This window comes from Hydrophilobacter chitinilyticus (genome assembly GCF_049860745.1).
Classification (GTDB): Bacteria; Pseudomonadota; Gammaproteobacteria; order Burkholderiales; family Burkholderiaceae_C; genus Rhodoferax_B.
Window position 1 is genome coordinate 1,103,246 of record NZ_CP187561.1, and the last position, 25,223, is coordinate 1,128,468.

Consider the following 25,223-nt stretch of genomic DNA (forward strand, 5'->3'; position numbering starts at 1 on the left):
GGTTTAAGACTTTCTGGTGTCAAGACAAAATCGGGGCGATTCAGGTGGAGAGCGGGCGTCCATCTGCAAACGGCGCTGGCCCGGTACGGTCCGTGGAGGAGGTTCGTTCAGCAACTGGCTCTGCGGATTCAGGTGTTGCCAACCGGTGCATCAGCACGACCACGGCGGCTGCTACAAAGGCCATGCCGTAGCCCACATACAACTGTGTCGGACGGAATTGCGCATCGATCAGGGCCCCGGCGACCAAGGGCGACACGATGGCACCGATACGCCCCACGCCGATGCCCCAGCCGACGCCGGTGACGCGAACGTCCGCGCCGTAGACCATGGGGGCAATCGCATAAAGACCGGCCACACAAGCGTTGACAAACGCGCCGATGAGGAACGCCAGTGCGTAGTAGATGGCCAAGCTGTTGTTGCCGCCCACGAACACGCAGAGCAGCCCCGCCGCGACCACCATGAACAAGGCCAATACCCGGTGCATGCGGAACTTCGCGCCCAGCGCGCCGAGCAGCGCCGTACCGAAGATGCCGCCCAGGCTCAGCAACACGCCGGCGGTGACACCCTGTTCGCGCGTGAGGCCGGACGCGGCCAGGAGCTTGGGTGTCCAACTCATCACGAAGTAGAAGCCGAACATCGTGAGGAAGAACGAAGCCCACACCAGCGCTGTGGGGCGGGCCAGCTCACGCGAGAAAAGTGAGAGCAGCCGGTTGGTTTGGGCCTGCCGTTTTTCTGCTACCGGAGGCAGCACTTGCAACGGCACCAGCCCCATGCGAACGACCAAGGCGTTGACCTTGCGCAACAAGGCATCGCTGCGCGGGCGGGTCAGGAGATAGTCGATGGATTCTGGCAGCCGCCATAACACCAGCAGTGCGACTGCCAAGGTGGCCAAACCGCCGAACATGAACACCGAGCGCCAGCCAAAGGCCGATAGCAACCCTACCGCGATGGAGCCACCTATGGTTGCGCCCAGCGCATAACCGGTGGACTGCAGGCTTACCGCCAGCCCCCTCCAGCGGCGCGAGGCGTATTCGCTGGCAATGACGTTGCTGCAAGCCAGGATGCCGCCAACGCCCAAGCCCGTGAGCACACGCAGCGCGGCCAATTCCTGTGGTGAACGCGCCCATGCGGAAAGCAACATGCCCACGCCAGACACCACCAGACAACCGAGCGTCAATGGCCGGCGGCCGATGCGGTCGGCCCACGGCGCCACAAAGATCGAGCCGCCGGCCATGCCAAACAGTCCCGCGCTCAACAAGAAACCCAGTTGTGCACCGCTGAGTTGCCATTCGGCCGAGACCGATGCAGCGGTGAAAGCCATGACCAGCACGTCAAAGCCGTCGATCATGTTCAGCACCATGCAAACGGCCACGGTGGTCCATTGGTAGAGGGACATCTGTCGGTCATCGATGGCATGGCGAATATGCGTCGGCTCTGCCCCACGGCCGGCCTGGATGGAAGTTTTCATCGTGTCTCTTTTTGTTCAGTATGCTGAATGTGATTAAGTTTACTGAATGAACAGGCGCGAAAAAATCGGGTAAACCCTGAACGCCGGAAAAGTCGTCGGTGGATTGGCTGGCTGGTTTGCCGGGCGGTGTCCTAGCGTCCCGTCAACGCTGCGGACGCTTTTCGCCCTTTTTCGCATCCTCTTCAGGCTGCGATGCATGCGGCAACGTGCCGTTGTGGATGTGTACGAACTTCTTCAAGATGCGTTTGAACTCGGCTTGTTCTTCTGGCGATAGGTCTGCTAGAAGCCGTTCGCGCAGTTCATGCACGCCGGGCACAAATTGCTGCAGCATCTGCTCACCCGCAGGGCTCAGCGTCAGGCTGCGTTGGCGACGCGGCAGAAGTTCGCGCGAAATCCAGCCTTTGGCTTCGAGCCGCACGGCAATATCTGCCGTGGTGGACGTGTCTAATGCCACCAGTTTGGCCAAGGTGACCTGATCGATACCTGGACGCTCCTGCAGCATCCGCATGACGGCGTACTGCACCGGTGTGACCTCGGGGCCAATGACCTCCCTGAATATCGCCAGCGCGATTTGCTGCGCGCGCCGAATCAGATGGCCTGGCTGGTCATACAGGTCCAACGAAAGTTGATCGGTCTTCTCTTTTGGGGGCTTGGCCATCGGTGTATGGAGGTCTTTGACGAACGGGCTGAAAAGCCACGTTGCAGTCTACCCCACAGCCTGCCGATGTTTGGCGTGTGCTGGCGCAAGAGGAATGATGCGCTGCCTTGGCAACGGATCGGGTGCGGCATTCCCAAGAAAGTAAAAAAACCTTGGCGATCCAAGTCGCCAAGGACATCTTTGAAGCGAAGTGAATACGCGTAGCGAAGACCGCTCCGCGTTGGAGTTTTGCTTAACGGCTTAGCTGCCCATGTGGGTCGATCACGAACTTGACCGGAGCTCCCGCGTCGAACTGCGCGTAGCCCGCTGGTGCCTCGTCCAACGAGATCACCTTCACGCCCACAATGTCGGCAATCTTGATGCGGTCCCAAAGAATCGCTTGCATCAACGCCCGGTTGTATTGGATGACAGGGGTTTGCCCCGTCATGAAACTGTGCGACTTGGCCCAACCCAGCCCCAGCCGGATGCTTAGGGAGCCGGTCTTGGCCGCCTTGTCTACGCCGCCCGGATCGTCCGTCACGTACAAACCCGGGATGCCGATTTTGCCCGCCGCACGGGTGATTTCCATCAGCGAATTCAGCACCGTGGCAGGGGCTTCGTGTTGTGCCCCTTCGTGGCCATGGCCACGCGCCTCAAAGCCGACGGCATCAATGGCGCTGTCGACCTCTGGCACGCCGAGGATCGCGGCGATCTGGTCGGCCAATGGGGTATCGGTAGACAGATCTGCGATTTCAAAGCCAACACTCTTGGCGTGTTGCAGCCGCGCCGGGTTGACGTCGCCCACGATCACGACCGCGGCGCCGAGCAAGCGTGCGGAGGCGGCTGCCGCCAGGCCCACCGGGCCGGCCCCTGCAACGTAGACCGTGCTGCCCGGGCCAACCCCTGCGGTCACGGCACCGTGGTAGCCGGTGGGCAGGATGTCCGAGAGGCAGGTCAGGTCACGGATTTTTTCGATAGCCTGTGCGCGGTCAGGGAACTTCAGCAGGTTGAAGTCGGCATAAGGCACCATCACGTACTCGGCCTGGCCGCCGATCCAGCCGCCCATGTCGACGTAGCCGTAAGCGCCACCGGGACGCGCTTCGTTGACGGTCAGGCACACACCGGTCTGGCGCTCCTTGCATAAGCGGCAGCGTCCGCAAGCCACATTGAAGGGCACGGAGACGATGTCGCCCACCGCCATCTGTTCTACATCCTTGCCAGCCTCGATGACTTCGCCCGTGATCTCATGGCCGAGGACCAAACCCGCAGGGGCTGTGGTGCGGCCGCGCACCATGTGCTGGTCAGAGCCGCAGATGTTGGTGGTGAGTACCTTGAGAATGACACCGTGGTTGGCGGGTCGTCCTCTCGGGTTGATGAGTTTTGGGTAGTCGATGCTGCGCACCTCCACCTTTCCCTGTTCGACGTAGACGACACCTCTGTTGCTGGCCATGGCTATTTCTCCTTGGGTAAAAAATACATTTAGCGAAGAACCGAGCGGTCCGGACATGCGTGATGACCGGACCGCTGAGGATGAAAGGACGAACTTAGAAAATGACGCGCACGCCAGTGACCAAGCCGGTTTGTGAGCCCCCGGCCAATGGATTGCTGCCACCTGCGCCGCCACTCACAGAAATGGCGAGTGTCCCGTCGTTGTTGATCCGGCCCATGGCGGCATAGACCGCGGTGGTTTTGGACAAGTTGTAGGTACCGCGCAGAACACCCATCACAGCCTTGTTGCCCGAGTCCTTGAATTTGAGTTGCGAATACTGTGCATCTACTACGAAGGCAGGCGTCACGGGATAACTGGCTCCGATGAAGTAGAGGTCGCTGCGCGGCGTGGTCGCGCTGCCTTCGTTGTTGCGGTGGATCAGGCCGCCGGCGATTTTCACGTCCCTGAACTTCACATAGCCGTTGACCATCGTGCGCTTGTCGCTCAGAGCCGAGGAGGTTAGTCCGAGTGCTGTCCACGAGCCCGCGCCGCCATTGAGTTGATCAAATGCAGCAGCGACGCCCCAGTTCGCTTGGTCAAACTTTGCCATCAACGACCATTCTTTACATGCGCTGCTGTCGTTGGCGACTTCACCGCCGCAATTGGTGCCACCTGGATTGTTCGGCACGGGGTTCGCCGCATCACGCCCCAAGCTGTAACTTGCGCCAAGCGAAAGGCTGGAGAACTTGGCGCGGTAGGTAATGGTGTTATCGGCCCGGCTGTTGGGGATGTAGCTGTCCAGCGAACCTAAACTGAGCACCATGGGGCCAATCACGTCCGCGTCCAGTAGAGACCAAAACAGCATCGTGTACTGCCGGCCTAGCGCCACGGTACCCCAATCTCCGCTCAGTCCCACGAAGGCTTGTCGCCCAAACATGCGGCCACCTTGGTTGAGCACGCCACTGTCCGATCCGAAGCCGCTCTCCAGGGTGAAGACGGTTTTCAGCCCACCACCCAAATCCTCTGTTCCCCGCATGCCCCAACGAGAGGGCAGGCCTGCGCTGGTCGTAGGCATGCGGGTGATGCTGCCGCCTGCGGCGCCTACATTGCTGATGTGTTCTACCGCGGCGTCGACGATGCCGTAAAGGGTGATCTGCTGCGCACTTGCGGCATTTGTGGCGAGTGCGGCGCTTGCGACCATAAGGGCGCTTAATCCCATCGGGGTGGGGCTTTTCTTTGTCATTGTGGTCTCCGTTGGTGCTAAAAATGGCGCACGTGTTCTCACCAAGTCACGTGGCCAGGTGGTCTTCTCAAAAAATGGAATGGGCGTGTTAGCCCGTGAGGAGGTCTTGGAGCGTGAACGAGGCGTTCGCCCCTTCCACCACACGCATGCCTTTACGAGTCACTTACCCGGATCTTTGACTGCAGCGACTTTGTCGATTTCGATGTTGTAGAGCTGCCCGTCGCGTCGCTCCACCTTGCGGATGTAGATGTCTTGGACGATGTCGCGTGTTTGGGCATCGATGCTGATGGGCCCTCGTGGGCTTTCAAACGAGAGGCCCTTCATGGCATCGACCAGCGCTTGCCCTTTGCCCTGGCCTTTGGTTTTTTCTAGCGCGGCGTAGATGGCCGCCATGCCGTCATAACCGCCGACGGCCATGAAGTTGGGTCTTTGGCCTTTGTTGGCGGCACCAAAGTCAGCAACGAATTTGCGGTTCAGGGGGGAGTCATGTGCGGCCGAGTAATGGAAGGATGTGACAACGCCCATGGCCGCATCGCCCATGTCGTTGAGTTGATCGTCGTCGGTGATGCCACCGTCACCGATCAGCTTGATTCCAGCTTTGTCCAGGCCGCGCTCAGTGAATTGCTTCATCAGTGCTGCGCCCGGTCCCGAAGGAACAAAGACGAACACCGCATCGGGGGCTGAATCACGCACCCGCTGAAGGAAGGGGGCGAAGTCTGGATTGCGCATTGGCACGCGCAAGGTCTCGACCACTTTGCCACCAGAGGCCTGCAGGCGCTCGGAGAAGATTTTCTCGGCATCTAGGCCAGGTCCGTAATCTGACACCAAGGTGACCACTTTGCTGATCTTGTTCTTGGCAGCCCATTGCGCCATCGTGGACGCACTTTGGTACAGCGTGTAGCTGGTGCGCACAAAGAAAGGAGAAGTGCTGACCGCACTAGAGGTTGCAGCGGCCATGATCACCGCAGGCGTCTGCGACTGCGTGGCAACGGAGGCGGCTGAGAGCGCGCTGGGGGTTAAACCAAAGCCAGCAAGCACGTTGACCTTGCCACTGGTGACCAACTCACTGGCCAGACGTTTTGTGGCGTCCGGAACGCCCCCGTCATCTTTCAAGATGATCTCCACCTTGCGGCCTGCGACCGTCGACCCAGCATGCGACATGTACAGCTTGACCGCTGCGTCGATTTGCTTGCCCGTAGAGGCGAAAGGACCGGTCATCGGAAGAATCAGGCCAATTTTGAAGGACTCGTCCTGGGCGTTGGCGCTGCCGACTAGTCCCATGGCCGAATAGGCCAGGAGGGATAACAAGGTGCGTTTTTGCATGTTTGTCTCGTGAGATGTTTGCTGGCCACTTAGGATGGTTTTTTCATTGCGTACACTGAATCAGAATTAGTGTACTGAATGAAATTTTGCAAATCAACGGCCGAGATTTGATTTCACATGAGGGGTTTCCCTGCATCTGATGGCCCATTTGCTCCAGGGAAAGGAGCAATGGTTGACGAAGTAGCGGATTGAAAAGCTCAGGATGCCCAGGCACTTGTTGGACGCTTGGCCGTTATAGATCCATTTTTATGTGAATGGAAAAATGGCCGTTAGACGATGCTGTTGAGTTAATTTTTTTTATCCCCATAACCCAACCGACTGGCCTTATGTCGATTCCGTTCTGCTCGCCACTCAAAAAGTTCGGCGGTGATCATTAATCGCTGCGTCCCTAAGTAAACTGTTAATTTTGAGCTAACGCTACTCGGATCTAAGAGTTAGATCGTTTTAACGACGTGGTGGTCGATGAGATTAGGCACCGCCACAGCATGCTGCCGGAACTCTCACGCAGCGTTACTCGCTCTTTGCGGCCAATGGAGCCGGGGGGCCTATAGGGTTGCGAATGAATAGGTCGTATCGGATTGTCTGGAGCGTGGCGCAGCAAGCTTGGGTGGTGGTCTCTGAGCTTGCGAAATCCAGCGGTAAAAAAGCGCGTCGGAAGGTTGGCCGTGGCGCAGCTTTGCTGGCAATGCTGGCTTTGTTCGGGCCAGTGCAGGCCGGTACGGTGACCTGGTCTCCCACCGGGCAGAACTCGGGCGGCGCGGGCAATTGGGACCTCACTTCCAGCGCTTGGTACAACGGCACGGTGCTGCTGTCGTGGAACAACCTGCTGGGCGACAGCGCCCAGTTTGGCGGCGTTGCGGGAGCGTTGGCGCTGGTCAGCCCCATCACCGTTCAGAATTTGCTGTTCACGGTGAATGGGTACACCCTCAATGGCGGCACGTTGACCGGCGCTTCGTCCACCATGGGGTTCAATGCCGGCGGTGGTATGAGCGCCACGGTCAACTCGCTCATCGCCAATGCCGTCTCTGGCGTTACCCGTGTCGACATCAACGGGGCTGGCACCGTGGTGCTGGGTGGCACCAACACTTACACGGGTGGCACCACAGTCACCAACAACGGCACGTTGCGGGTATCAAGCGACAGCAATCTTGGGGGCGCTGCCGGTGCGCTGACGCTTGGGGACACCACCACCGGAGGCACGCTGGCGATCACCGCTGGCCCCTTCACAACAACGCGCGCGGTGACGCTCGGCCTAGGTGGCGGCACGGTCTCGACGGGCGCGGGCGTCACTGCCAGTATGGGCGGTGTGATTGGTGGCAGCGGCGCCTTCACCGTTGGCGGCACCGGCACGGTGGTGCTGAACGGCGCCAATACTTATAGCGGTGCAACGACCATCTCGTCGGGTACTCTGCAGATCGGCAGCGGCGGAACCACGGGGGCGCTGGGCACCGCTGCTTCGCTCACCAACAATGGCACACTGGCCTTCAACCGCAGCAACAGCTACACCTATGCGGGCGCGATTTCAGGCACTGGCTCTTTGCAGCAGAGCGGTGCCGGGACGACTATTTTGAGCGGTGCCAATACCTACAGCGGCGGCACCACCATTAACGCTGGTACGCTGCAGATCGGCGCCGGCGCGGCGACGGGTTCTATCGTGGGCAACGTGGTCAACAACGGGCTGCTGAGCTTTAGTCGCAACAATGGCTATACCTATGCGGGCGTGGTGTCAGGCAACGGCGTTCTGCAGCAAAACGGCAGCGGCACCACCACGCTCAGTGGCGCTAACACGTATACCGGTGAAACCGTTATTCGCGCCGGCGTGTTGCAGGCGGCGAACGATGGCAATTTGGGTGCGGCTTCAAGCCAGTTGCGCTTCGCTGGCAACAGTAATTTCAACGCGAGTTCTGCGTTCAGTTCGGCACGCAATGTAGTGGTCGACAGCGGCGTCAACGCCTATGCAGGGAGTTCTAGTGCAGCGGCACCGTTGACGCTGAATGGCGTTGTCTCTGGCGCAGGCTCATTTGGCGTGTACCAAGGGCAGGTGGTGCTAACGGGGGCCAACACTTACACCGGGAACACCCGAATTTTGGGCGGCGCGCTCGGGGTATCGAGCGATGCCAATCTGGGCGCGGCGGCTAGCAATGTCAGCTTTGTTGGCGCTGGCAGCCTGCGCGCGCTCTCGAGTTTTGGCACTTCACGCAACGTGGTGCTAAGCACCGCAGGCACCGTCGAATCCTTCAACGGCTCGACCTTGACTCTGGGCGGCATCATTTCGGGTGGGTCGGCCCTCACGGTGAACAGCGCAGGGGCGCCCGGGGGCACGGTGGTGTTGAATGGCACCAATACCTATACGGGTGGTACGCTTTTAAGAGGCGGTGTGCGGGCGGAGGTTTCGCGCGACGCCAATTTAGGGGCAACTGCGGGTGCGCTCGACATCGCCGCAGGCACACTCGCCACCACCGCCAGTTTCACCACCGCCAGGTCGATGGTGCTGAATGCGGGTGGCGCTACCATCGACGTGGCACCCACCACCACGCTGATCGCCAGCGGCGTTATCAGTGGCAGCGGCTCTGCATTGCAAAAGTCCAACACTGGCACGCTGATATTGACGGGGGCGAACACCTATAACGCTGGCACCACGGTCAACGCAGGCACCTTGCAGGTTGGCAACGGCGGAACTACAGGCTCGATGGGGACCGGCAACGTCACCAACAACAGTGCGCTGGTCTTCAACCGCAGCAATGCTTTTGCCTACGGCGGCGCGATCTCCGGCACCGGTTCATTGACGCTCAGTGGAGCTGGTGCCACCACGCTGAGCGGCAACAACAGCTACACGGGGGCGACGCAGGTGACGGCGGGCTCGCTCTACGTTAACGGCAACCAAACCTCTGCTACGGGGTTGACGACCGTGGCCTCGGGCGCAACGCTGGGCGGCTCGGGCACCATTGGCGGCAGTGTCACGGTGGCCAATGGTGCCACGCTGGCACCCGGCACCATTGGTGCGGGCGGCACGCTGAACATTCGCGGCGCGCTGTCGCTGTCGAGTGGCTCGGTGTTGAACTACGACCTGGGCCAGCCCGACACTGTGGGCGGCCTATACAACGACCAAGTGGTGGTTGGCGGTGCCCTGACTTTGGATGGCACGCTGAATGTGTCTGCCACCTCGGGTGGTGCTTTTGGCGCGGGGGCGTACCGCCTGATGACCTACACGGGCGCGCTGACCAATAACGGGCTGGCGTTCGGCACAAGCCCCGCTGGCACCAGCTCAATGCTGCAGACCTCGGTTGCCGGTCAGGTCAATCTGCTGACCAGCCTAAGCAACGCCACCTTCTGGGACGGCCCCTCTAGCCCCAATAACAGCTTGGTAGAGGGTGGCGCAGGCACCTGGAACAGCGGCACCGGTGCCAACAGCAACTGGACCGACGCCGGGGGCATTGCCAATGCGCCTTACGCGGCTGGTTTTGCCGTGTTTCAGGCCACGCCTGGAACCGTCACGGTAGACAACACCGGCGGGCAGGTTGTGGCTGCGGGCATGCAGTTTGCAAGCGACGGCTATCGCATCACCGGCAGTCCTGTCAGCTTGGTCGAGACGACACCGGGCTCGGCCAATGCCACGCTCCGCGTAGGTGACGGTACAGGCGCAGGCAGTGGCTACACCGCCACCGTCGACGCGGCGCTGCAGGGCACGGTCGGCGTCACCAAGACCGATCTCGGCACGCTGGTGCTGACTGGTGCGAGCTCCTACAGCGGTGGCACTACGGTCTCCACTGGCACTTTGCAATTAGGGGCCGGCGGAACCTCGGGCTCGATTGCGGGGAACGTGACCGACAACGGCACACTCGTCTTTAACCGCAGCGACGCCGTCACTTTTGGTGGCGTGATTTCGGGTGCCGGAGCAGTTCAGCAAATCGGCACGGGCACCACGCTACTGACAGGCAACAACACCTATAGCGGCGCCACCACCGTCTCGAACGGAATCTTGCAGGTGGGCAATGGCGGTACCACGGGCACAGGGGGCACCGGCACGTTGACGGTGAACACCCCAGGCGCACTGGCCTTTAACCGCAGCAATTCCGTCACTTTTAGTGGTGTGATTTCAGGCACTGGCACGGTGGCACAAAACGGCAGTGGCACCACGGTGTTCACGGGCGACAGCACTTATACCGGTGGTACCAGCATCAATGCCGGCACCCTTCAATTAGGCAGTGGTGGCACCACCGGTTCGATCGTTGGCAATGTCTCGAATAACGGCACGCTGAGCTTCAACCGCAATGCAACGTACAGCTATGGCGGGGTGGTTTCCGGCAGCGGCTCGGTAGAGCAGCGCGTTGGCACGCTAACGCTGAGCGGCGCCAACACTTATGCCGGTGGCACGGCCTTCAACGGCGGCGTGCTGCAGGTTGCGGGTGATGGCAACTTGGGTGCCGCGTCGGGGGGGCTGTCGTTCAACACGGGTGGCCGATTACATGCGACGTCAAGCTTCAGCACGAACAGAAGTTTGGCGCTGGTTGGTAATGGTGCCTTGTCTACCGCTGCCGGAGCGACGCTGACCGTGGCTGGCAACATCTCCGGCACCGGCTCCTTGCTCCTCAACGCGGGGGGAACCGTAGCGCTGTTAGGCAACAACAGTTTCAGCGGCGGTTTGGATTTGGGCGGTGCCACGGTGGTCCAAGCTAACTCTGCGAGCAGCCTTGGTACCGGGACCATTTCAATCCATGACCTCGCCGTTCTGCAGACCACCGGCAGTTTTGTACTGCCGCAGAACATCAGTTGGGCTGGTGGCCCGAACGGCGGCACCATTGATGTGCAGTCTGGCCAAACAGCCACGCTCACTGGCAATCAAACTGGCACTACGACATTCAGAAAAACCGGCGCCGGCACTTTGGTGGTTGCGGCCAATACCGCCTACACCGGTTCCTTGGCTGTGACGGGAGGCACCGTACAAATCGGCGCGGGCGGCACTCTCGGAAGTCTTGGCGGGAGTGCTGCCATTTCTGCGGGTACGGTGTTGGCCTTTAACCGCAGTGATGCGTCCACCTATGCGGGCGTGATTTCGGGCGCCGGCACCGTGCAGCAAAATGGCACCGGCACCACCTTGTTGACCGCTGCCAGCACCTACACCGGCGGCACCAGTGTCACCGCGGGCACGCTGCAGATTGGGAGTGGCGGCGCGGCGGGGTCGATCGTTGGCAACGTCACCAACAACAGCCAGTTCGCCTTCAACCGAAGTGACGTTTATACCTATGCGGGCGTGGTCTCTGGCAGCGGCGCGCTGCAGCAGAACGGCAGCGGCACCACCGTGCTGACTGGCAACAGCACCTACACTGGCGGCACCACCATCAACGCCGGCACCTTGCAGCTTGGCAATGGCGGCACAGCCGGCACGATCCTGGGAGATACCGTCAACAACGGCACGTTAGCCTTCAACCACAGCGACAGCGAAACTTATGCTGGCCTCGTCTCCGGTACAGGTGCGTTGCTGCAGAACGGCGGCCCCAGCAGCGTCATGACGCTGACCCGCAACAACAGCTATACAGGCGCGACCACGGTCACATCGGGGGCGCTCTACGTCAATGGCAATCAGTCGGCCGCCACGGGCGCCACGGCTGTTGCGGCCAGTGCTGTGTTGGGAGGTACTGGCACGATAGGTGGTAATGTGGCAGTAGCCAATGACGGCATTCTGGCGCCTGGCAGCGCAAATGGCACGGGCGGCACGTTGACCATCAACGGCAACCTTGGGCTCAATGCCACCTCGATTTTGCGCTACAGCTTCGGCGCGCTTGGCGGTGTGGCGCAGAACAGCCGAACAGACGTTTATGGCAATCTGGTCTTGGACGGTCTCATTGATGTCACCACTCCTGTGGGCGGAACTTTTGACCCTGGCATCTACCGTATTTTCAATTACAGCGGCACGCTAACGAACAACGGCCTGGCGCTTGGCACCGTGCCCGCAGCAACCACGCTTGCGCTGCAGACCGGTATTGCCGGGCAGATCAATCTGATCAACACCACGGGCCTGCTCACCGCAGTGTGGGACGGGGCCAGCGCAAGCCAATACAACAACGGCGTTGCCGACGGCGGCACCGGTATTTGGAGCCGCAACGGCACCAACACGGCTTGGGGTGATGCAACCAGTTCGGTCAATTCGGTTTACGCGCCAACCTCTTTTGTGATCTTTCAGGGCACGGGCGCTGCGGTGACCGTGGACAAAAGCTTTGGGGATATTTCGACGTCTGGCTTGCAGTTCGCGGTCAACGGTTACTCCCTCAGCGGCGACGAAATCAATCTCGTCGAGACGGCCTCTGGAACAGGCACTACGAACATTCGCGTGGGCGATGGCTCGCCAGCCTCCGCCGCCTACACCGCGAGCATTGGTTCTGTTTTGCAAGGCAGCACCAAGGTGACCAAAAACGGCTTGGGCACACTGGTGCTCACCGGCGCCAATCTCTACAGCGGCGGAACGCAGATCGACGCTGGCACGGTAAGGATCTCCAGCGACGCAAACCTGGGTGCGGCAGCAGGCGCGCTGGGGTTCGACGGCGGCGTTCTAGAAACCACCGCCTCAATTGTCACGGCGCGTGCCACCACGCTCAACACCAACGGTGCCAGTGTGGATGTTGATGCTGGCCAGACGTTGACCATGAACGGTGCGATCAGCGGCGTCGGCAAATTAACCAAGACCGATACCGGCACGCTGGTGCTGAACGGAGCCAACACCTACAGCGGAGGCACGTCGGTCAACGGGGGAAGAGTGAAAGTGTCCAGCGATTCCAACCTTGGCGCTGCCGCTGGTGCACTTAGCATTGACGGCGGCACGCTGGAAACCACCGCATCGATGAGCTCAGTGCGCGCGGTCACACTGAATACGGGAGGCGCAACCTTGGACGTTGCAAACGGCACCACGCTGGCGTTGACCAATACGGTTGATGGCACTGGCGCGTTGACCAAGACCAGTGCCGGTACGCTGGTGTTAAGTGGCGCCAATAGCTACAGCGGGGGTACTGCCATCAACGGCGGCAAGCTCAGCATCGGCAGCGATGCCAATCTCGGCGCCGCCGCAGGGGCGCTGAGTTTTGGCGGTGGGGCGTTGGAGGCCACTGCGTCTTTCACCTCGACGCGTGCCATCTTGCTGAACGCCAGCGGTGGCACGCTAGACGTAGACGCCGGCAGCACGCTGGCGTTGACCGGCAGCATCGCTGGCACGGCTGCGTTGAACAAGGCCGATGCGGGCACGCTGGTGTTGAGCAGCGCCAATACCTATAGCGGCGGCACCACAATCTCAGGCGGTGTACTGAAAATCACCAATCTCGACGGCGTCGGCTCCGGCACGGTCAACATCGGCGCGACGGCGAGCCTGGAGCTGGCAACGGTTGCGCCAGCTACTTTCGACAACCTGTTAGCGGGTACGGGCAACACCACGGTGAGTGGCGCGCAAGCCAGCATCACCGGCGCCAATGCGGCTTATGCCGGCCAGTGGAACCTCACAGGGAGCGGCGGGCTGGTGGTCACAAACACATCCACCAGCAGCAACCAGAACCTGGGGACAGGTGCGGTCGACATTGGCGCCACGGCCAGTGTCGGTGTGCAGACGACGGGCGCCTTCACCTTTAACAACGCGTTGAGTGGCGCTGGTACGTTGAACGCCTCTAACGCCAACCAAGCCTTTTCTTTCGGCGCGAGCGCGGGCAACGCTTTCAGCGGCACGCTCAATCTATCGAGCAACAGTTTCGATCTGTCGGGGTCAGCGACCAGCGTGTTGACCCATGCCACGTTGGCGCTGGGTACGGGCAACGTGACCACGGTTGGCAATGGCCATCAGGTGATTGGTGGGCTGAGCCTTAATGGCGCCACGCTGGGTTTCAATGCCTCCGCACTCGACCAAACAGTGGCCATCAGCCATATCACCACTGGCACGTTAGACATCAGCCATGCCGGTACGGTGCGCATCGATCTGCCGGTGTCGTATGTGATCAGCCCACCGAGCACGCCGAACACCAACAACCTGCTGATGCAGGATGAAGGCGACGCTGGCATGCAGCTGATTGCTGCGGGCACGGTGACGGGGAACGGCAGCGGCCTAGCACTCACCGACCTTAGCGGCAATGTCATCACGGCGGCAACCCAGGTGGGCTTAATTCAGAACGGCAGTGTGGTGGCCCAGGGCCTCTACGACTACCGGCTGAGTGCTGGCGCTGCGGTCGACGGGCTTTACGTGCGCTACGGTCTCAACCAGTTGGCGTTGCTGGCGGGCCAGACCTTGACGTTGGCGCAGGATAACGGCGCGACAAGTGCCTCGGCAGATATGTCCGCCAAGATCACGGGCACCGGCAACCTGGCCATTGCTGCGGGCGCAGGTACGGTGTCGCTGTCGAATGCGGGTAACGACTACAGTGGCGAAACGAGCGTAGCCTCGGGTACCTTGCGTGTCGATGCCAACAATGCGCTAGGCCAGACCAGCAAACTGAGCCTGGCCAATGCAACCGGTTTCGACTTGAACGGCAAGACCCAGTCAATTGGTGCGCTCAATGGCGCCGCAGGTTCAACGCTGGATCTGCACGGCGGCACGCTGACCCTGAGTAACGGCGGCACCTCGGCCGGCACGGTAACCGGCGCAGGCCAATTGAACTTCACCGGCGGCGCGTTGGCAGTGCTTGGGTCTAACCCCGGCCTCACGGCCAGCACAACCATCACCAGCGGCGCCACTGTGCGTTTGAGCCGCGTGAACGGGCTGGGCAGCGGTGCGATCAGCCATAGCGGCGTGTTGGTGTTCGATGGCGCCACCGGCGTGATGGGGAACACCATCACCGGCGCGGGCACGGTTCAGCTGACGAACGCCGCAGATATCAGCTTCACGGGCAGCAATGCTTTGTCGAGTAGCTGGGATACGGCTGTGGGCACCCGCCTCAGCGTTGCCACCGCCGCTAACCTGGGCACAGGGGCGATCCACAACGCAGGTACGTTTAACGTCGACACCGCCACGGACTGGACCCTTACCAATGCGCTCAGCGGCGCGGGTGCGATCAGTAAAAACGGTGCAGGTACCTTGACTGTCACACAGGCCAACACCAGCGCCACGGGGGCGACCACGATCTCGGGCGGCCTGCTGCAGCTGACCGACATCGCAGGTGTAGGCAGCGGTGCAGTGCGCATCAACACCACACTTGGCAACGCTACAACCGGGCTGGCCCTGGTGCTCGGTTCGGCAAGCACCTTCAGCAATACGCTGATGGGCACGGGCACCACCACGGTTAGCGGCGCGCAAGTTGCGGTCACCGGCGCCAATGCGGCTTATACGGGTCAATGGCGCCTTGCAGGGCCGGGTGCGCTGGTGGTGGCGAGCACGTCCACCAGCAGCAACCAGAACCTGGGGACAGGTGGGGTCGACATTGGCGCCACCGCCAGTGTCAATGTGCAGACCACGGGGGCTTTCAGCTTCAACAATGCCTTGAGTGGCGGCGGCACGTTGAATGCGGCCAACGCCAACCAAGCCTTCTCTTTCGGGGCAGGGGTGGGCAACGCCTTCACCGGCACGCTCAATCTATCGAACAACAGTTTCGATCTGTCGGGGCCTGCTACCAGCGTGTTGACGAATGCCACGCTGGCGCTGGGTGCGGGCAACGTGACCACGGTTGGCAATGGCCATCAGGTGATAGGTGGGCTGATCCTTGATGGCGCCACGCTGGGTTTCAATGCCTCTGCACTAGACCAGACGGTGGCGATCAGCCACATTACCGCTGGCACGTTGGACGTGAGCCAGGCCAGCACGGTGCGCATTGATTTGCCTGTGTCGTATGTCATCAGTCCGCCGAGCACGCCGAACACCAATAACCTGCTGATGCAGGACGAAGGCGACGCTGGCATGCAACTGGTACGCGCCAGTACGGTCAACGGCAGCGCCGGCAACATCACACTGAGCGACCGCAACGGCAATGCGATCACGGCCTCGATGCAGACCGGGATCGCGCAGGGCGGCAATACCGTGGCCCTGGGCACCTACAACTACAGACTGACCTCGGGCACAGCATCGGATGGCCTGTACGTGAGCTATGGTCTCAACCGAATTGAGTTGCTGGCGGGCCAGACGTTGACGCTGGCACAGGACAGTGGCGCGACCAACGCCTCGGCGGACATGTCTGCCAAGATCACGGGCATCGGCAGCCTGGCCATTGCTGCGGGCGCGGGCACGGTCTCACTATCGAACGCAAGCAACGACTACAGCGGAGAGACGCGTGTGGACTCGGGCACCTTACGTGCCGAGGCTAATACCGCGCTAGGGCAGACCAGCAAGCTAAGCCTGGCCAACGCAACCGGGTTCGACTTGAACGGCAAGACCCAGTCGATTGGTGCGCTCAATGGCGCCGCAGGTTCAACGCTGGATTTGCACGGCGGCACGCTGACCGTGAGCAACGGCGGAAACTCGGCCGGTACGTTAACCGGCGCAGGCCAACTGAACTTCACCGGCGGGTCGCTGGCAGTGCAAGGCGCCAATCCCGGCCTGACGGCCAGCACAACCATCACCAACGGCGCCACTGTGAGTTTGAACCACGTAGAGGGTCTTGGCAGTCGTGCCATCCGCCTTAACGGCACGCTGGTGCTCGATGGCGCCACCGGCTTGATGGCCAATGCCATTGATGGCACCGGCGAAGTCATCAAGCAGGGTAACGGTACGGTCACGATGACCGGGCAGACGGCCTGGACGGGCACCACCCAACTCGCGGGCGGTGCGTTGGTATTGGATGGCAGCGCCGGCGGAGGGCGCTTGATCAGCAACATCGTGGGCACCAGTGGGACCAGTTTGAGTCTGCAAAACGGCGCGACGCTCACTGGCTGGATTGACCCGACCAATGTCAACATCGACGCGAGCAGCAACTGGAACATGACGGCCAGTTCGCTGGTCGACACGGTTGCGCTAGCGGGCACCATTCAATTCGCCGCGCCGGTGTTGTTGCCCCTGATCTTAGGACGCACGTTGACGGCCAGCAACTGGGTAGGTCAGGGCGGCACGGTGACACTTTTCTCGGTGCTGGGCAACGATAACTCGCCCAGCGACAAGATCGTGATTGACGGCGGTCGCGCCTCGGGCAACACCGGGCTGGTGATCAAGCACGGCGGCGGGGTTGGCGCGCAGACGAACGAGGGGATCCGCTTGGTCGAAACCCTTAACGGTGGGACGACCGATGCCGGGGCGTTTAATCTTTCCGCCGCATCCGACGGCTATCGTGCGGGCACTGGCACCATTGCTGCGGGCGCCTACGACTACAGTCTCAAGCGCGGCGGAAACGGCGGCGTGGCCAACGACTGGTATCTGGTATCAGCATGCGCAACCTGTGCGCCAGAGATGCCGACTGAAACGCACTACCGCCCAGAAGTTGGCGCGTATCTAAACAACCGGTTGTTTGCGCAGACGATGCAGATGCACACGCTGCACGAACGCCAGGGTGAGGCCTTGGGTACGCAGACGAAAAACCCGTCGAGCGATGCTATTGGATGGGCACGGGTGGAGGGTAAGAGTAGTAGCCGGGACAGTGTTTTGTCTCTGAGCGACCGTACCTATTTATTCCACGCAGGCATAGACTTGGGGCGCCTTAAACGCGGCGACGGCAGCATCCGCTTGGGGGTTATGGGAGCGTATGGTCTGAGCGAGAACCACGCCGACAACGGAACACTGGGTTCGCGTGGCACGGTGCGCGGCTACAACCTTGGGCTGTATGGCACGTGGTACGGCAACCAGGACATTTCGACTGGCCCCTATGTGGACACCTGGCTGATGGCCGGTGTGTTTAACAACGAGGTCAGCGGACAAGGGCTGGCGACCGAGCGCTACAAATCACGCAACCTGGCGGCCTCGTTGGAGGTGGGGCATTCTGTGCCGCTTTTGTCAACCGGCAACACCCTGGTCTACCTGGAGCCGCAAGGCCAATTGATCTTGTCCAACTACCGGGCGGATACGCATACCGAGCGCACTGGCACGGTGGTCTCTTCCAATGCGAACACCAGGGCAACCACGCGTGTGGGCTTGCGTTTGCATACCGTTGCCAAGAACGGCGAGGGCAAGAAATTACTGCGCTCGTTTGTTGAGCTGAACTGGTGGCGTGGCCCGAGTTCGCAATCGGTGAACTTTGACGCGGACACAGTGCACGATACGCTGCCCCGTAGTCGCCTGGAAGCCAAGGTGGGGCTGGAGGGCCAGGTGAGCAAGGCTGTGAGCATGTGGGGCTCGGTCGGTTATGTGGCCGGCGTCCGTCAATACAGCGCTGGCAAGGCTCAGGTTGGCGTGAAGTACAACTGGTGAGGGCAGCATACGACTTATGAGGCATCCGCGTTATCGCGTCGTTCAACGTCTTCCACACTGTGCCCTTTCTTTCCTAGAAAGGACTTCATCGTCAAAGTGAGAGGCACGATGAAGACGATCAGGTAGCGTCGGCGAAAACAGCCATTGTTCAATGGATGAAATAGAGAGGCTTCGATGGATGATTCTTCCGTTGACAAAGAATTCTCGAACGTGGTGCGGCTGCTGAGGCTATGGCGGTGGTAGATGCTGCGGTGTCGTTAGGTTCGATTGCAAAGGCCTGTCCTCGACTTGTCTAGTCTCTAAAACCGCACTGCCCAGTCAAATCTCTGCGAACTCGATGGGTTCATCACGAATAGGGCCCGATAAGGCGGAGTTATAGGAGCCTATTTCGGGGGCATCGTCTAGGCGGACGGACGATGTTCGCTTCGGAATTATGGCTTCGCCGATTTTCTTCGAGCAGGCGGCTTTGCGCCGGGGGCGTCCTCTCCCGCGTGAAGCAAGTTTTCATAGTTTCGTCGCAGGATGAGTCCGGCATAAAAAACGTGCTCTCGCATCAACTGCTCCGCCCTAACGCAGTCTCTGGCAATCACGGCCTCGACGATGCGGTGGTGGTCGCCGTGTGACCGCAGGATGATGGGATGGTCATCCCACAGAATGATGCGGTCGGACGCGAAAGGAATGTTTTGCGCCTGCTCGGCGAAACGTGTCACCCAGGGATTGCCAGAGGCTTCCAGCAGCGTGTCGTGGATGGTCACGTTCATCTGCTGGTAAGGCGCGTGGTCTTCGGGAAGCAACTCCCCTTTGGCCAGGATGCGATCCCCCACCGCGAGCGCCTCGCGTAGTTGTTGGGTTTGCTCGGGGGTGAGGCCGCGAATGGCGGCATTGCGGCAGGCTAGGCCTTCCAGCACGGCGCGGACGTCGTAGGCCGCGACGATCTCTTCCATGTTGAAGCCACGCACCGAGTAGCCGCGCTTGGGCTCATGGTCGATCAAGCCCTCGCTGGCCAAGGTGCTGAGGGCCGTGCGCACAGGGGTGCGCGAGACGCCCAGCTTCTCCGCCAACTGAAGTTCTTCGAGCTTTTCATCTGGCTTTATCTCCCCGTTGAGGATCGAGTTGCGCAGCGTCTCGGTCACATCCTGGGCCAAGGTTCTCATTTTTTGTTCTCCCGAAAAGACGGATTCAAGTATACATGAACACTCTAAAAATGCTGTTTTAGGGGTTAATACTGAGATTTATAGTCTTTCATGTATACATAATCGCCACCGTTGGTTTTTGAATGAATAACGGTCTGGAAGGGCAAAAGTGGAAATGGCGAAACTTGCACGCGGTGATGATGGTTGGCTCGGCTTGGCGAACCGGATCTGTGTCGTCACGGGAGCGGGAGGTGGCATCGGCGTTGAAATCGCCACGCAATTGTTGGAAGCGGGTGCCCGCGTCGCCCTGCTTGACCGAGATGCCGAACGCCTGAACGCGTTGACAGCCGAGCTGGAGGCGCATGCCGGTCGGGTCATGACCATCCGCTGCGATGTCACCGATATCGGCAGCGTTCAATCCGCTGCCGACCAAGTCGAGAAAACCTGGGGCGCCGCAGAGCTATTGGTCAACAACGCGGCGGCCTTGTATGCCGACGCGTTGATGGATATTGCCGTCGACAAATGGAACCAGCTGCTGTCGGTGAACTTGACCGGCTATCTGCTGTGCGCGCAGGCCTTCGGCCGACAAATGAAAGCCCACGGCGGGGGCGCCATGGTGCACATCGCCTCGATCTCCGCCAGCATTCCGCAGCCCTACAGTGGCGCCTACAGCGTCAGCAAGGCCGGGGTGAAGATGTTGTCGCAACTGCTGGCCGTCGAGTTGGGCGAGCACGGTGTGCGCAGCAATGTGGTCAGCCCGGCCATGATCCGCACGCCCATGAGCGAGGGGATTTATCAAGATCCTGCGGTGCGTCTGCGTCGCGAGCAAATTGTGCCGGCCGGTCGCATCAGCACCCCGTCGGACATCGCTGGTGCGGTGCTCTTCTTGAGCAGTGAGCGTGCGAGCTACATCAGCGGCCAAGAATTCTTGATCGACGGCGGGCTGACCCAGGCCTGGCTAGGTCTGATTCCACGCCCCGGCTTCGAAAAAAAGGACACGGCCGCGTAGTCGATTGACAGCGTCCAACTCTCAGTTCCCCCATCCCTACAACAGGAGACTCTCGTGAAACCAGCTAAGTCCTTACTCGTAGCCTGCGTGGCTGTTCTTTCCGCTTTTGGCGCACACGCCCAAACTGAGCCCGGCGTGACCGACAAGACCATCAAGATCGGCCTTTTCGGCCCCTTGTCCGGCAACTCCATGGCCTATGGCTTCGATGTGATGAACGCCGCCAAGATGTACTACGACAAGATCAACAAGGAAGGCGGCATCCACGGACGCAAGATCGAGTTGGTGGTGGAAGATGACCGCTGCAATGCCAATGACTTGTTGGCCGCTGTGAAGAAGCTGACCGAGCAAGACAAGGTGTTTGCGCTCAACGGTGGTTCTTGCTCGGCTGCGGTGGTGGGCGCACGGGAGTATGTGGAACGCTCGCAGATTCCCTTCGTCATGCTCAATGCATCGGGTGACGGTGCTTTGTATCCGCCGTCCAAATACATCTACGGCGCGTTCTCCATTTCTCAACGCGCCGTGGGTGGCTCGATGGTGCAGTTTGCCGCAGAGCATCTGCAAGGCAAGAAGATCGGCTACATCAACCACGACGACGCCTACGGCGGCTGGAACCTGGAGGCTGCGGAATTCCAGGCCAAGAAGCTGGGTGTGGACCTGCAAGTCCAGTCGGTGGCGCCGAACTTGACCGATGTCACCGCGCCCATGCTCAAGATCCGCGCGTCCAACCCCGACGTGCTGCTGATCACCACGTACGCCCGCCCCGTCAGCCTGCTGGTCAAGAAGGCGCAGGAACTGGGTTGGACCAAGCCCATCGTGATTGCCGTCAACGGCACGGCCGACCTGAAGCAACTGGTCGAGAACGTTGGCAACAAGGATGCGTTCAAGAACGTCTACCTGCAAGAAGTCATGACGGACGTGGCCGGCGGCCCCAAGCTCAAGTGGGTCTATGACATGTACAAGAGCTACTACCCGGAACTGGCCGCCAAGCCCGGCTACCCACAGACCTATATGCCATACGGCATTCCGTCGGCCATGACGGTGGTCAACGCGCTCAAGGCGGCGGGCCCGCAATTGACGCGTGAGAAGTTCCTCACGGCGCTGTCGCAAACCAAGTTCGAGTCCAACGTGATGGCCGGCCCGATTGAGCTGACCGCCACGGACCACGCCGGCCAGAAGTCAGCCATCTACCTGAAATTCGATGGCACCAACATGGCAGCAGTGCCCGGCGCTTACCGCAGCCTCTGGACCTACCAACCCAAGTAACCCACAAGGAAAAAGGGCCGGACCGTCTGCGCGGCCGGCCCCTCCAATGCCATGAGTTTTAGTGAGATTTGGTTGTTCCTGCAGCAAGGCGTTTTGTCTGGCCTGGTGACGGGCAGCGTGTACGCCCTGTTGGCCATTGCCATTGTGGCGATCTTCAAAACCACCGACGTGCCGAACTTCGCCCAGGGTGAGATTTTCATGATCGGCGGCTACGTGGCACTGTCCCTGCTGCTGATCGCTGGTTGGTCCTATGCGGTGGTGATTCCGGTCACCGTGGTGGCTGTTGCCGTGGGCGCCGCGTTGTTTCAACGGGTGGTGATGGAGCGTGTGACGCGCTCCAAGGGTGTGGGGCCGCAGTTGGTAATCGCCACGCTGGGTTTGGCCTACATGCTCAAGGGCTTGGTGCGCCAGACGGGTTTGGGCGATACACCACGCTCGTTGCCTTCGTTGGTCTCCAACGATCCCGTGATCATCGGTGACGCCTTTCTCACGCGGCTGGATGTGGCGATTTTTGTCGCTTCCATCATCGCCATGCTGCTCATCTACCTGATGTTCAATCACACGCGCATCGGCAAGGCGATGCGTGCCGTGGGCATGAACCCGCGTGCCGCGCAAATCGTCGGCATTCGGCTCTCGCGCATCCGCATGTTGGTGTGGGCGATGGCGGGATTGCTTTCGGCCCTGGCCGCGTTGCTGATCACACCCAAGATTCTCATCACACCGGACATCGCGCACATCGCCATCCTGGCCTATGCGGCGGCCATCGTTGGCGGCTTTACCAGCCTGCCGGGGGCTGTATTGGGCGGGCTGATCATCGGCATCGTCGAGAACCTGGTGGGGCTCTTCATCTCCACCAATGCCATCGTGGTGGCGCCGTTTCTGGCGATCCTCGTCACGCTGGTTGTGCGCCCGCAGGGCATTCTGGGCGGCAAGCCCCAAGTCAAGAAAGTTTGAAAACCATGACCCGCGATCATTGGGCGTTGCTGGTTGGCGCCTTGGTTTTGTTGATTCTTCCGTTCACCGTCTCGGGCTACGTGCTTTATGTGGTGAACCTGTTGATGGTTTTTGTGGTGCTGGCCTTGGGCATGCACATCGTGATCGGTGAAGCGGGGCAGTTTGCCCTGGCGCATGCCGCCTTTTTTGGCATCGGCATCTACACCGCAGGCATCATCAACACGGCCTGGCACCCGCCTTTCGTGTTGTCGATCCTGGCGGGCGGCGTGCTCTCGGCCGTGCTGGGTTATTTGATCGGTTATCTGGCGCTGCGCATGCGCGACATCTATCTGGCCCTGGCGACCTTTGCCTTTGGCGAGGCGATGCAATGGGTTTTTCTCTCCTGGGAACGGGTGACGGGCGGCTCCAACGGCATGAAGATGGATCCGGCAACCCTGTTTGGCTATAAGCTGACCAACGACCTGCAGGCCTATCCCTTTGTGGTGGTGCTGGCGGCGCTGATGCTGTGGCTCACCGTGGCGTTGGCGCGTTCGCAGTACGGCTCTTCGCTGCGCGCTGTGAGAGAAAGCGACGTCGCCGCGATGGCCATGGGCATCAACGTCAAGGCCATGAAGCAAAGCGCGTTTGCCGTCTCCGCGGCCTTTGCGGGCATTGCCGGTGGCATGTACACGTTGTTCACGTCCTTCATTCATCCCGAGAGCCTGGGTTTTCAGACCACCATTTTGGTGTTGACCATGGTGGTGGTGGGCGGCATGGGATCGGTGCGCGGCGCAGTGGCCGGGGCCATCGCCTTTGGCCTGATCTCTGAGTTGCTGCGTCAGCTGATGTCGGTGCAAGAGATCATCTACGGTGTGATCCTCATGGGCTTCATGATGTTCATGCCCAAGGGCTTGTTTGCTGATCGCAATCGTCGTGTGGCCCGCCAGGCGGTGAAGGAGGTGCAGTCATGAGCACGCGCAACTTCCTGGAGGTGTCGGGCATCACCGTTCGCTTTGGTGGCTTGGTGGCCGTGAGCAACCTCTCATTCGAGGTCGCGCGGGGTTCCATCCACGCGTTGATCGGCCCCAACGGTGCGGGGAAGTCGACCACCTTCAATTGCATTTCGCGCTACTACCAGCCGACCGAGGGGCGGATCATTGTTGACGGTGAGGACGTGACGCGTCACGCGCCTTCGAGCATGGCCGGCATGGGCATCGCCCGGACGTTCCAGAATCTGGAGTTGTTTGGCGACCTGAGCGTGTACGAAAACGTTTTGCTTGGCTGCCATTCACACAGTGCAGGGACCTTGGGCAAGCTGTTGCGCCGACCCAGCGGAGAAATCCGCGATCTCGTGGACAGTCTGATCGAACGCGTCGGCCTCACACACGACCGCAACACCCGCGCCAAGGAACTCGACTTTGGTCACCAGAAGCTGCTGGAGATCGCCCGTGCATTAGCGCTCAATCCTCGGCTGTTGCTCCTGGACGAACCGGCCGCGGGTTTACGCAACCGCGACATCGAGAACCTCGACCGTCTGCTGACCCAGTTGGCAGAGAAAGACGGCATCACCGTGCTGCTGGTCGAACACGTCATGCAACTGGTGATGTCGATCTCGGACCGCATCACCGTCATGTCCTTCGGCCAGAAGATCGCCGAAGGCACGCCCAAGGAAATCAGTGAGAACCCCACCGTCATCGAAGCCTACCTCGGCAAGGGAGCAGCCCATGCCTGATGCCCGTCCATCGTCCCAAGATGCCTTGCTTGAGGTCCGCAGTATCAGCGCATCCTACGGCGCCATCCAGGCACTATCGGGCGTGAGCCTGGTGGTGCCGCAAGGTGCCATCGTGGCCCTGCTGGGCAGCAACGGTGCCGGCAAGAGCAGCACCTTGAACGCCATCTCGCACCTCATCGACCCCACGGCCGGCGAGATCTACTTCGCGGGCGAACCGATTCATCGACAACCCTCCGACGACATCGTGCGCCAAGGCCTGGTGCAGGTGCCTGAAGGGCGCGAGGTCTTCAAGGACATGAGCGTGCGCGAGAACTTGGAGCTGGGCGCGTTTCTGCGGCGCGACCGGGGCGGCATTGCCGAAGACCTGGACAAGGTCTACGCCATGTTTCCACGACTCAAGGAGCGGGCCGAGCAACGCGCCGCCACGCTGTCGGGCGGTGAGCAGCAGATGCTGGCCATTGGCCGCGCCCTGATGTCGCGCCCGCGAATGATCATGTTTGATGAACCTTCGATGGGGTTGTCGCCGCTGCTGGTCGAGCAGATCTTCGAAGCCGTCTTGCGCCTGAACCGGGAGCAGGGGCTGACGATCTTGCTGGTCGAGCAGGACGTGCGTCTGGCACTCACGGTGGCCAGCCACGCCTACATCTTGGAGAACGGCGAGATCACCTTGCAAGGTGCTGCGGCGCAACTCATGGACGACCCGGCTGTGCGCCGGGCCTACCTTGGCGCCTGAGGGGCGCCCATTCCTTAGGAGAACTTGG

General features: G+C 60.8%; 13 protein-coding genes and 1 pseudogene. 8 read left to right on the forward strand and 6 right to left on the reverse strand.

The annotated features are described in order from the left end of the window. Window positions 1-40: 40 nt before the first annotated feature. The 5 genes from ACPWMG_RS05130 to ACPWMG_RS05150 all read right to left on the reverse strand — a co-directional run bounded on the left by ACPWMG_RS05130 (window position 41) and on the right by ACPWMG_RS05150 (window position 6,100). Complete coding sequence (locus ACPWMG_RS05130; protein ID WP_483303582.1) at window positions 41-1,468, reverse strand: MFS transporter; 1,428 nt, start codon at window positions 1,466-1,468, stop codon at window positions 41-43. A gap of 142 nt (window positions 1,469-1,610) precedes the next feature. Beyond that, window positions 1,611-2,126 (reverse strand): MarR family winged helix-turn-helix transcriptional regulator, encoded by a 516-nt coding sequence (locus ACPWMG_RS05135; protein WP_483303583.1) that lies wholly within the window; start codon window positions 2,124-2,126, stop codon window positions 1,611-1,613. 232 nt (window positions 2,127-2,358) lie between these two features. Continuing rightward, window positions 2,359-3,555 (reverse strand): formaldehyde dehydrogenase, glutathione-independent, encoded by a 1,197-nt coding sequence (gene fdhA / locus ACPWMG_RS05140; protein WP_483303584.1) that lies wholly within the window; start codon window positions 3,553-3,555, stop codon window positions 2,359-2,361. Window positions 3,556-3,649: 94 nt separating this feature from the next. Further along, on the reverse strand, window positions 3,650-4,777 hold the full coding sequence (locus ACPWMG_RS05145) for a porin (protein ID WP_483303585.1): 1,128 nt from the start codon (window positions 4,775-4,777) through the stop codon (window positions 3,650-3,652). A 159-nt stretch (window positions 4,778-4,936) separates the two neighbouring features. Beyond that, the gene (locus tag ACPWMG_RS05150; protein WP_483303586.1) at window positions 4,937-6,100 is read right to left on the reverse strand and encodes an ABC transporter substrate-binding protein; all 1,164 of its coding nucleotides are present in this window, start codon (window positions 6,098-6,100) and stop codon (window positions 4,937-4,939) included. Between the two features lie 559 nt (window positions 6,101-6,659). On the opposite strand from ACPWMG_RS05150, the pseudogene ACPWMG_RS05155 reads away from it, so the two are divergent. Both ACPWMG_RS05155 and ACPWMG_RS05160 read left to right on the forward strand, forming a co-directional pair. Then, window positions 6,660-6,740, forward strand: a pseudogene (locus ACPWMG_RS05155) (ESPR domain-containing protein); the annotation flags it as partial. 45 nt (window positions 6,741-6,785) lie between these two features. Continuing rightward, window positions 6,786-18,392, forward strand: a complete 11,607-nt coding sequence (locus tag ACPWMG_RS05160; protein ID WP_483305177.1) for an autotransporter-associated beta strand repeat-containing protein — start codon at window positions 6,786-6,788, stop codon at window positions 18,390-18,392. A 431-nt stretch (window positions 18,393-18,823) separates the two neighbouring features. Here the strand turns inward: ACPWMG_RS05160 and ACPWMG_RS05165 are convergent, their stop codons facing one another. Further along, the gene (locus tag ACPWMG_RS05165; protein ID WP_483303587.1) at window positions 18,824-19,546 is read right to left on the reverse strand and encodes a GntR family transcriptional regulator; all 723 of its coding nucleotides are present in this window, start codon (window positions 19,544-19,546) and stop codon (window positions 18,824-18,826) included. Window positions 19,547-19,700: 154 nt separating this feature from the next. Here ACPWMG_RS05165 and ACPWMG_RS05170 point away from each other — a divergent pair, with 154 nt between their 5' ends. The 6 genes from ACPWMG_RS05170 to ACPWMG_RS05195 all read left to right on the forward strand — a co-directional run bounded on the left by ACPWMG_RS05170 (window position 19,701) and on the right by ACPWMG_RS05195 (window position 25,195). After that, complete coding sequence (locus tag ACPWMG_RS05170; protein ID WP_483303588.1) at window positions 19,701-20,534, forward strand: SDR family NAD(P)-dependent oxidoreductase; 834 nt, start codon at window positions 19,701-19,703, stop codon at window positions 20,532-20,534. Between the two features lie 87 nt (window positions 20,535-20,621). Then, window positions 20,622-21,797 carry an ABC transporter substrate-binding protein gene (locus tag ACPWMG_RS05175; RefSeq protein ID WP_483303589.1) on the forward strand — a complete coding sequence of 392 codons (1,176 nt, stop codon included), beginning with the start codon at window positions 20,622-20,624 and terminating at the stop codon, window positions 21,795-21,797. 51 nt (window positions 21,798-21,848) lie between these two features. Then, window positions 21,849-22,751, forward strand: coding sequence for a branched-chain amino acid ABC transporter permease (locus tag ACPWMG_RS05180; protein ID WP_483303590.1), 903 nt, complete (start codon window positions 21,849-21,851; stop codon window positions 22,749-22,751). A gap of 5 nt (window positions 22,752-22,756) precedes the next feature. Beyond that, window positions 22,757-23,701 (forward strand): branched-chain amino acid ABC transporter permease, encoded by a 945-nt coding sequence (locus ACPWMG_RS05185; RefSeq protein WP_483303591.1) that lies wholly within the window; start codon window positions 22,757-22,759, stop codon window positions 23,699-23,701. Then, the gene (locus ACPWMG_RS05190) at window positions 23,698-24,462 is read left to right on the forward strand and encodes an ABC transporter ATP-binding protein (protein ID WP_483303592.1); all 765 of its coding nucleotides are present in this window, start codon (window positions 23,698-23,700) and stop codon (window positions 24,460-24,462) included. The genes ACPWMG_RS05185 and ACPWMG_RS05190 overlap by 4 nt, the downstream gene beginning before the upstream one ends. Continuing rightward, window positions 24,455-25,195, forward strand: coding sequence for an ABC transporter ATP-binding protein (locus ACPWMG_RS05195; protein WP_483303593.1), 741 nt, complete (start codon window positions 24,455-24,457; stop codon window positions 25,193-25,195). The genes ACPWMG_RS05190 and ACPWMG_RS05195 overlap by 8 nt, the downstream gene beginning before the upstream one ends. The last annotated feature ends 28 nt before the right edge of the window (window positions 25,196-25,223 follow it).

What these genes read in the sequence shown, in the direction of transcription:
- ACPWMG_RS05135 (WP_483303583.1), bottom strand. Translation starts at nt 2,126, where the DNA reads ATGGCCAAGCCCCCAAAAGAGAAGACCGATCAACTTTCGTTGGACCTG.
- ACPWMG_RS05190 (WP_483303592.1), top strand. Translation starts at nt 23,698, where the DNA reads ATGAGCACGCGCAACTTCCTGGAGGTGTCGGGCATCACCGTTCGCTTT.
- fdhA (WP_483303584.1), bottom strand. Translation starts at nt 3,555, where the DNA reads ATGGCCAGCAACAGAGGTGTCGTCTACGTCGAACAGGGAAAGGTGGAG.
- ACPWMG_RS05170 (WP_483303588.1), top strand. Translation starts at nt 19,701, where the DNA reads ATGGCGAAACTTGCACGCGGTGATGATGGTTGGCTCGGCTTGGCGAAC.
- ACPWMG_RS05130 (WP_483303582.1), bottom strand. Translation starts at nt 1,468, where the DNA reads ATGAAAACTTCCATCCAGGCCGGCCGTGGGGCAGAGCCGACGCATATT.
- ACPWMG_RS05145 (WP_483303585.1), bottom strand. Translation starts at nt 4,777, where the DNA reads ATGACAAAGAAAAGCCCCACCCCGATGGGATTAAGCGCCCTTATGGTC.
- ACPWMG_RS05150 (WP_483303586.1), bottom strand. Translation starts at nt 6,100, where the DNA reads ATGCAAAAACGCACCTTGTTATCCCTCCTGGCCTATTCGGCCATGGGA.
- ACPWMG_RS05195 (WP_483303593.1), top strand. Translation starts at nt 24,455, where the DNA reads ATGCCTGATGCCCGTCCATCGTCCCAAGATGCCTTGCTTGAGGTCCGC.
- ACPWMG_RS05185 (WP_483303591.1), top strand. Translation starts at nt 22,757, where the DNA reads ATGACCCGCGATCATTGGGCGTTGCTGGTTGGCGCCTTGGTTTTGTTG.
- ACPWMG_RS05160 (WP_483305177.1), top strand. Translation starts at nt 6,786, where the DNA reads ATGCTGGCTTTGTTCGGGCCAGTGCAGGCCGGTACGGTGACCTGGTCT.
- ACPWMG_RS05180 (WP_483303590.1), top strand. Translation starts at nt 21,849, where the DNA reads ATGAGTTTTAGTGAGATTTGGTTGTTCCTGCAGCAAGGCGTTTTGTCT.
- ACPWMG_RS05165 (WP_483303587.1), bottom strand. Translation starts at nt 19,546, where the DNA reads ATGAGAACCTTGGCCCAGGATGTGACCGAGACGCTGCGCAACTCGATC.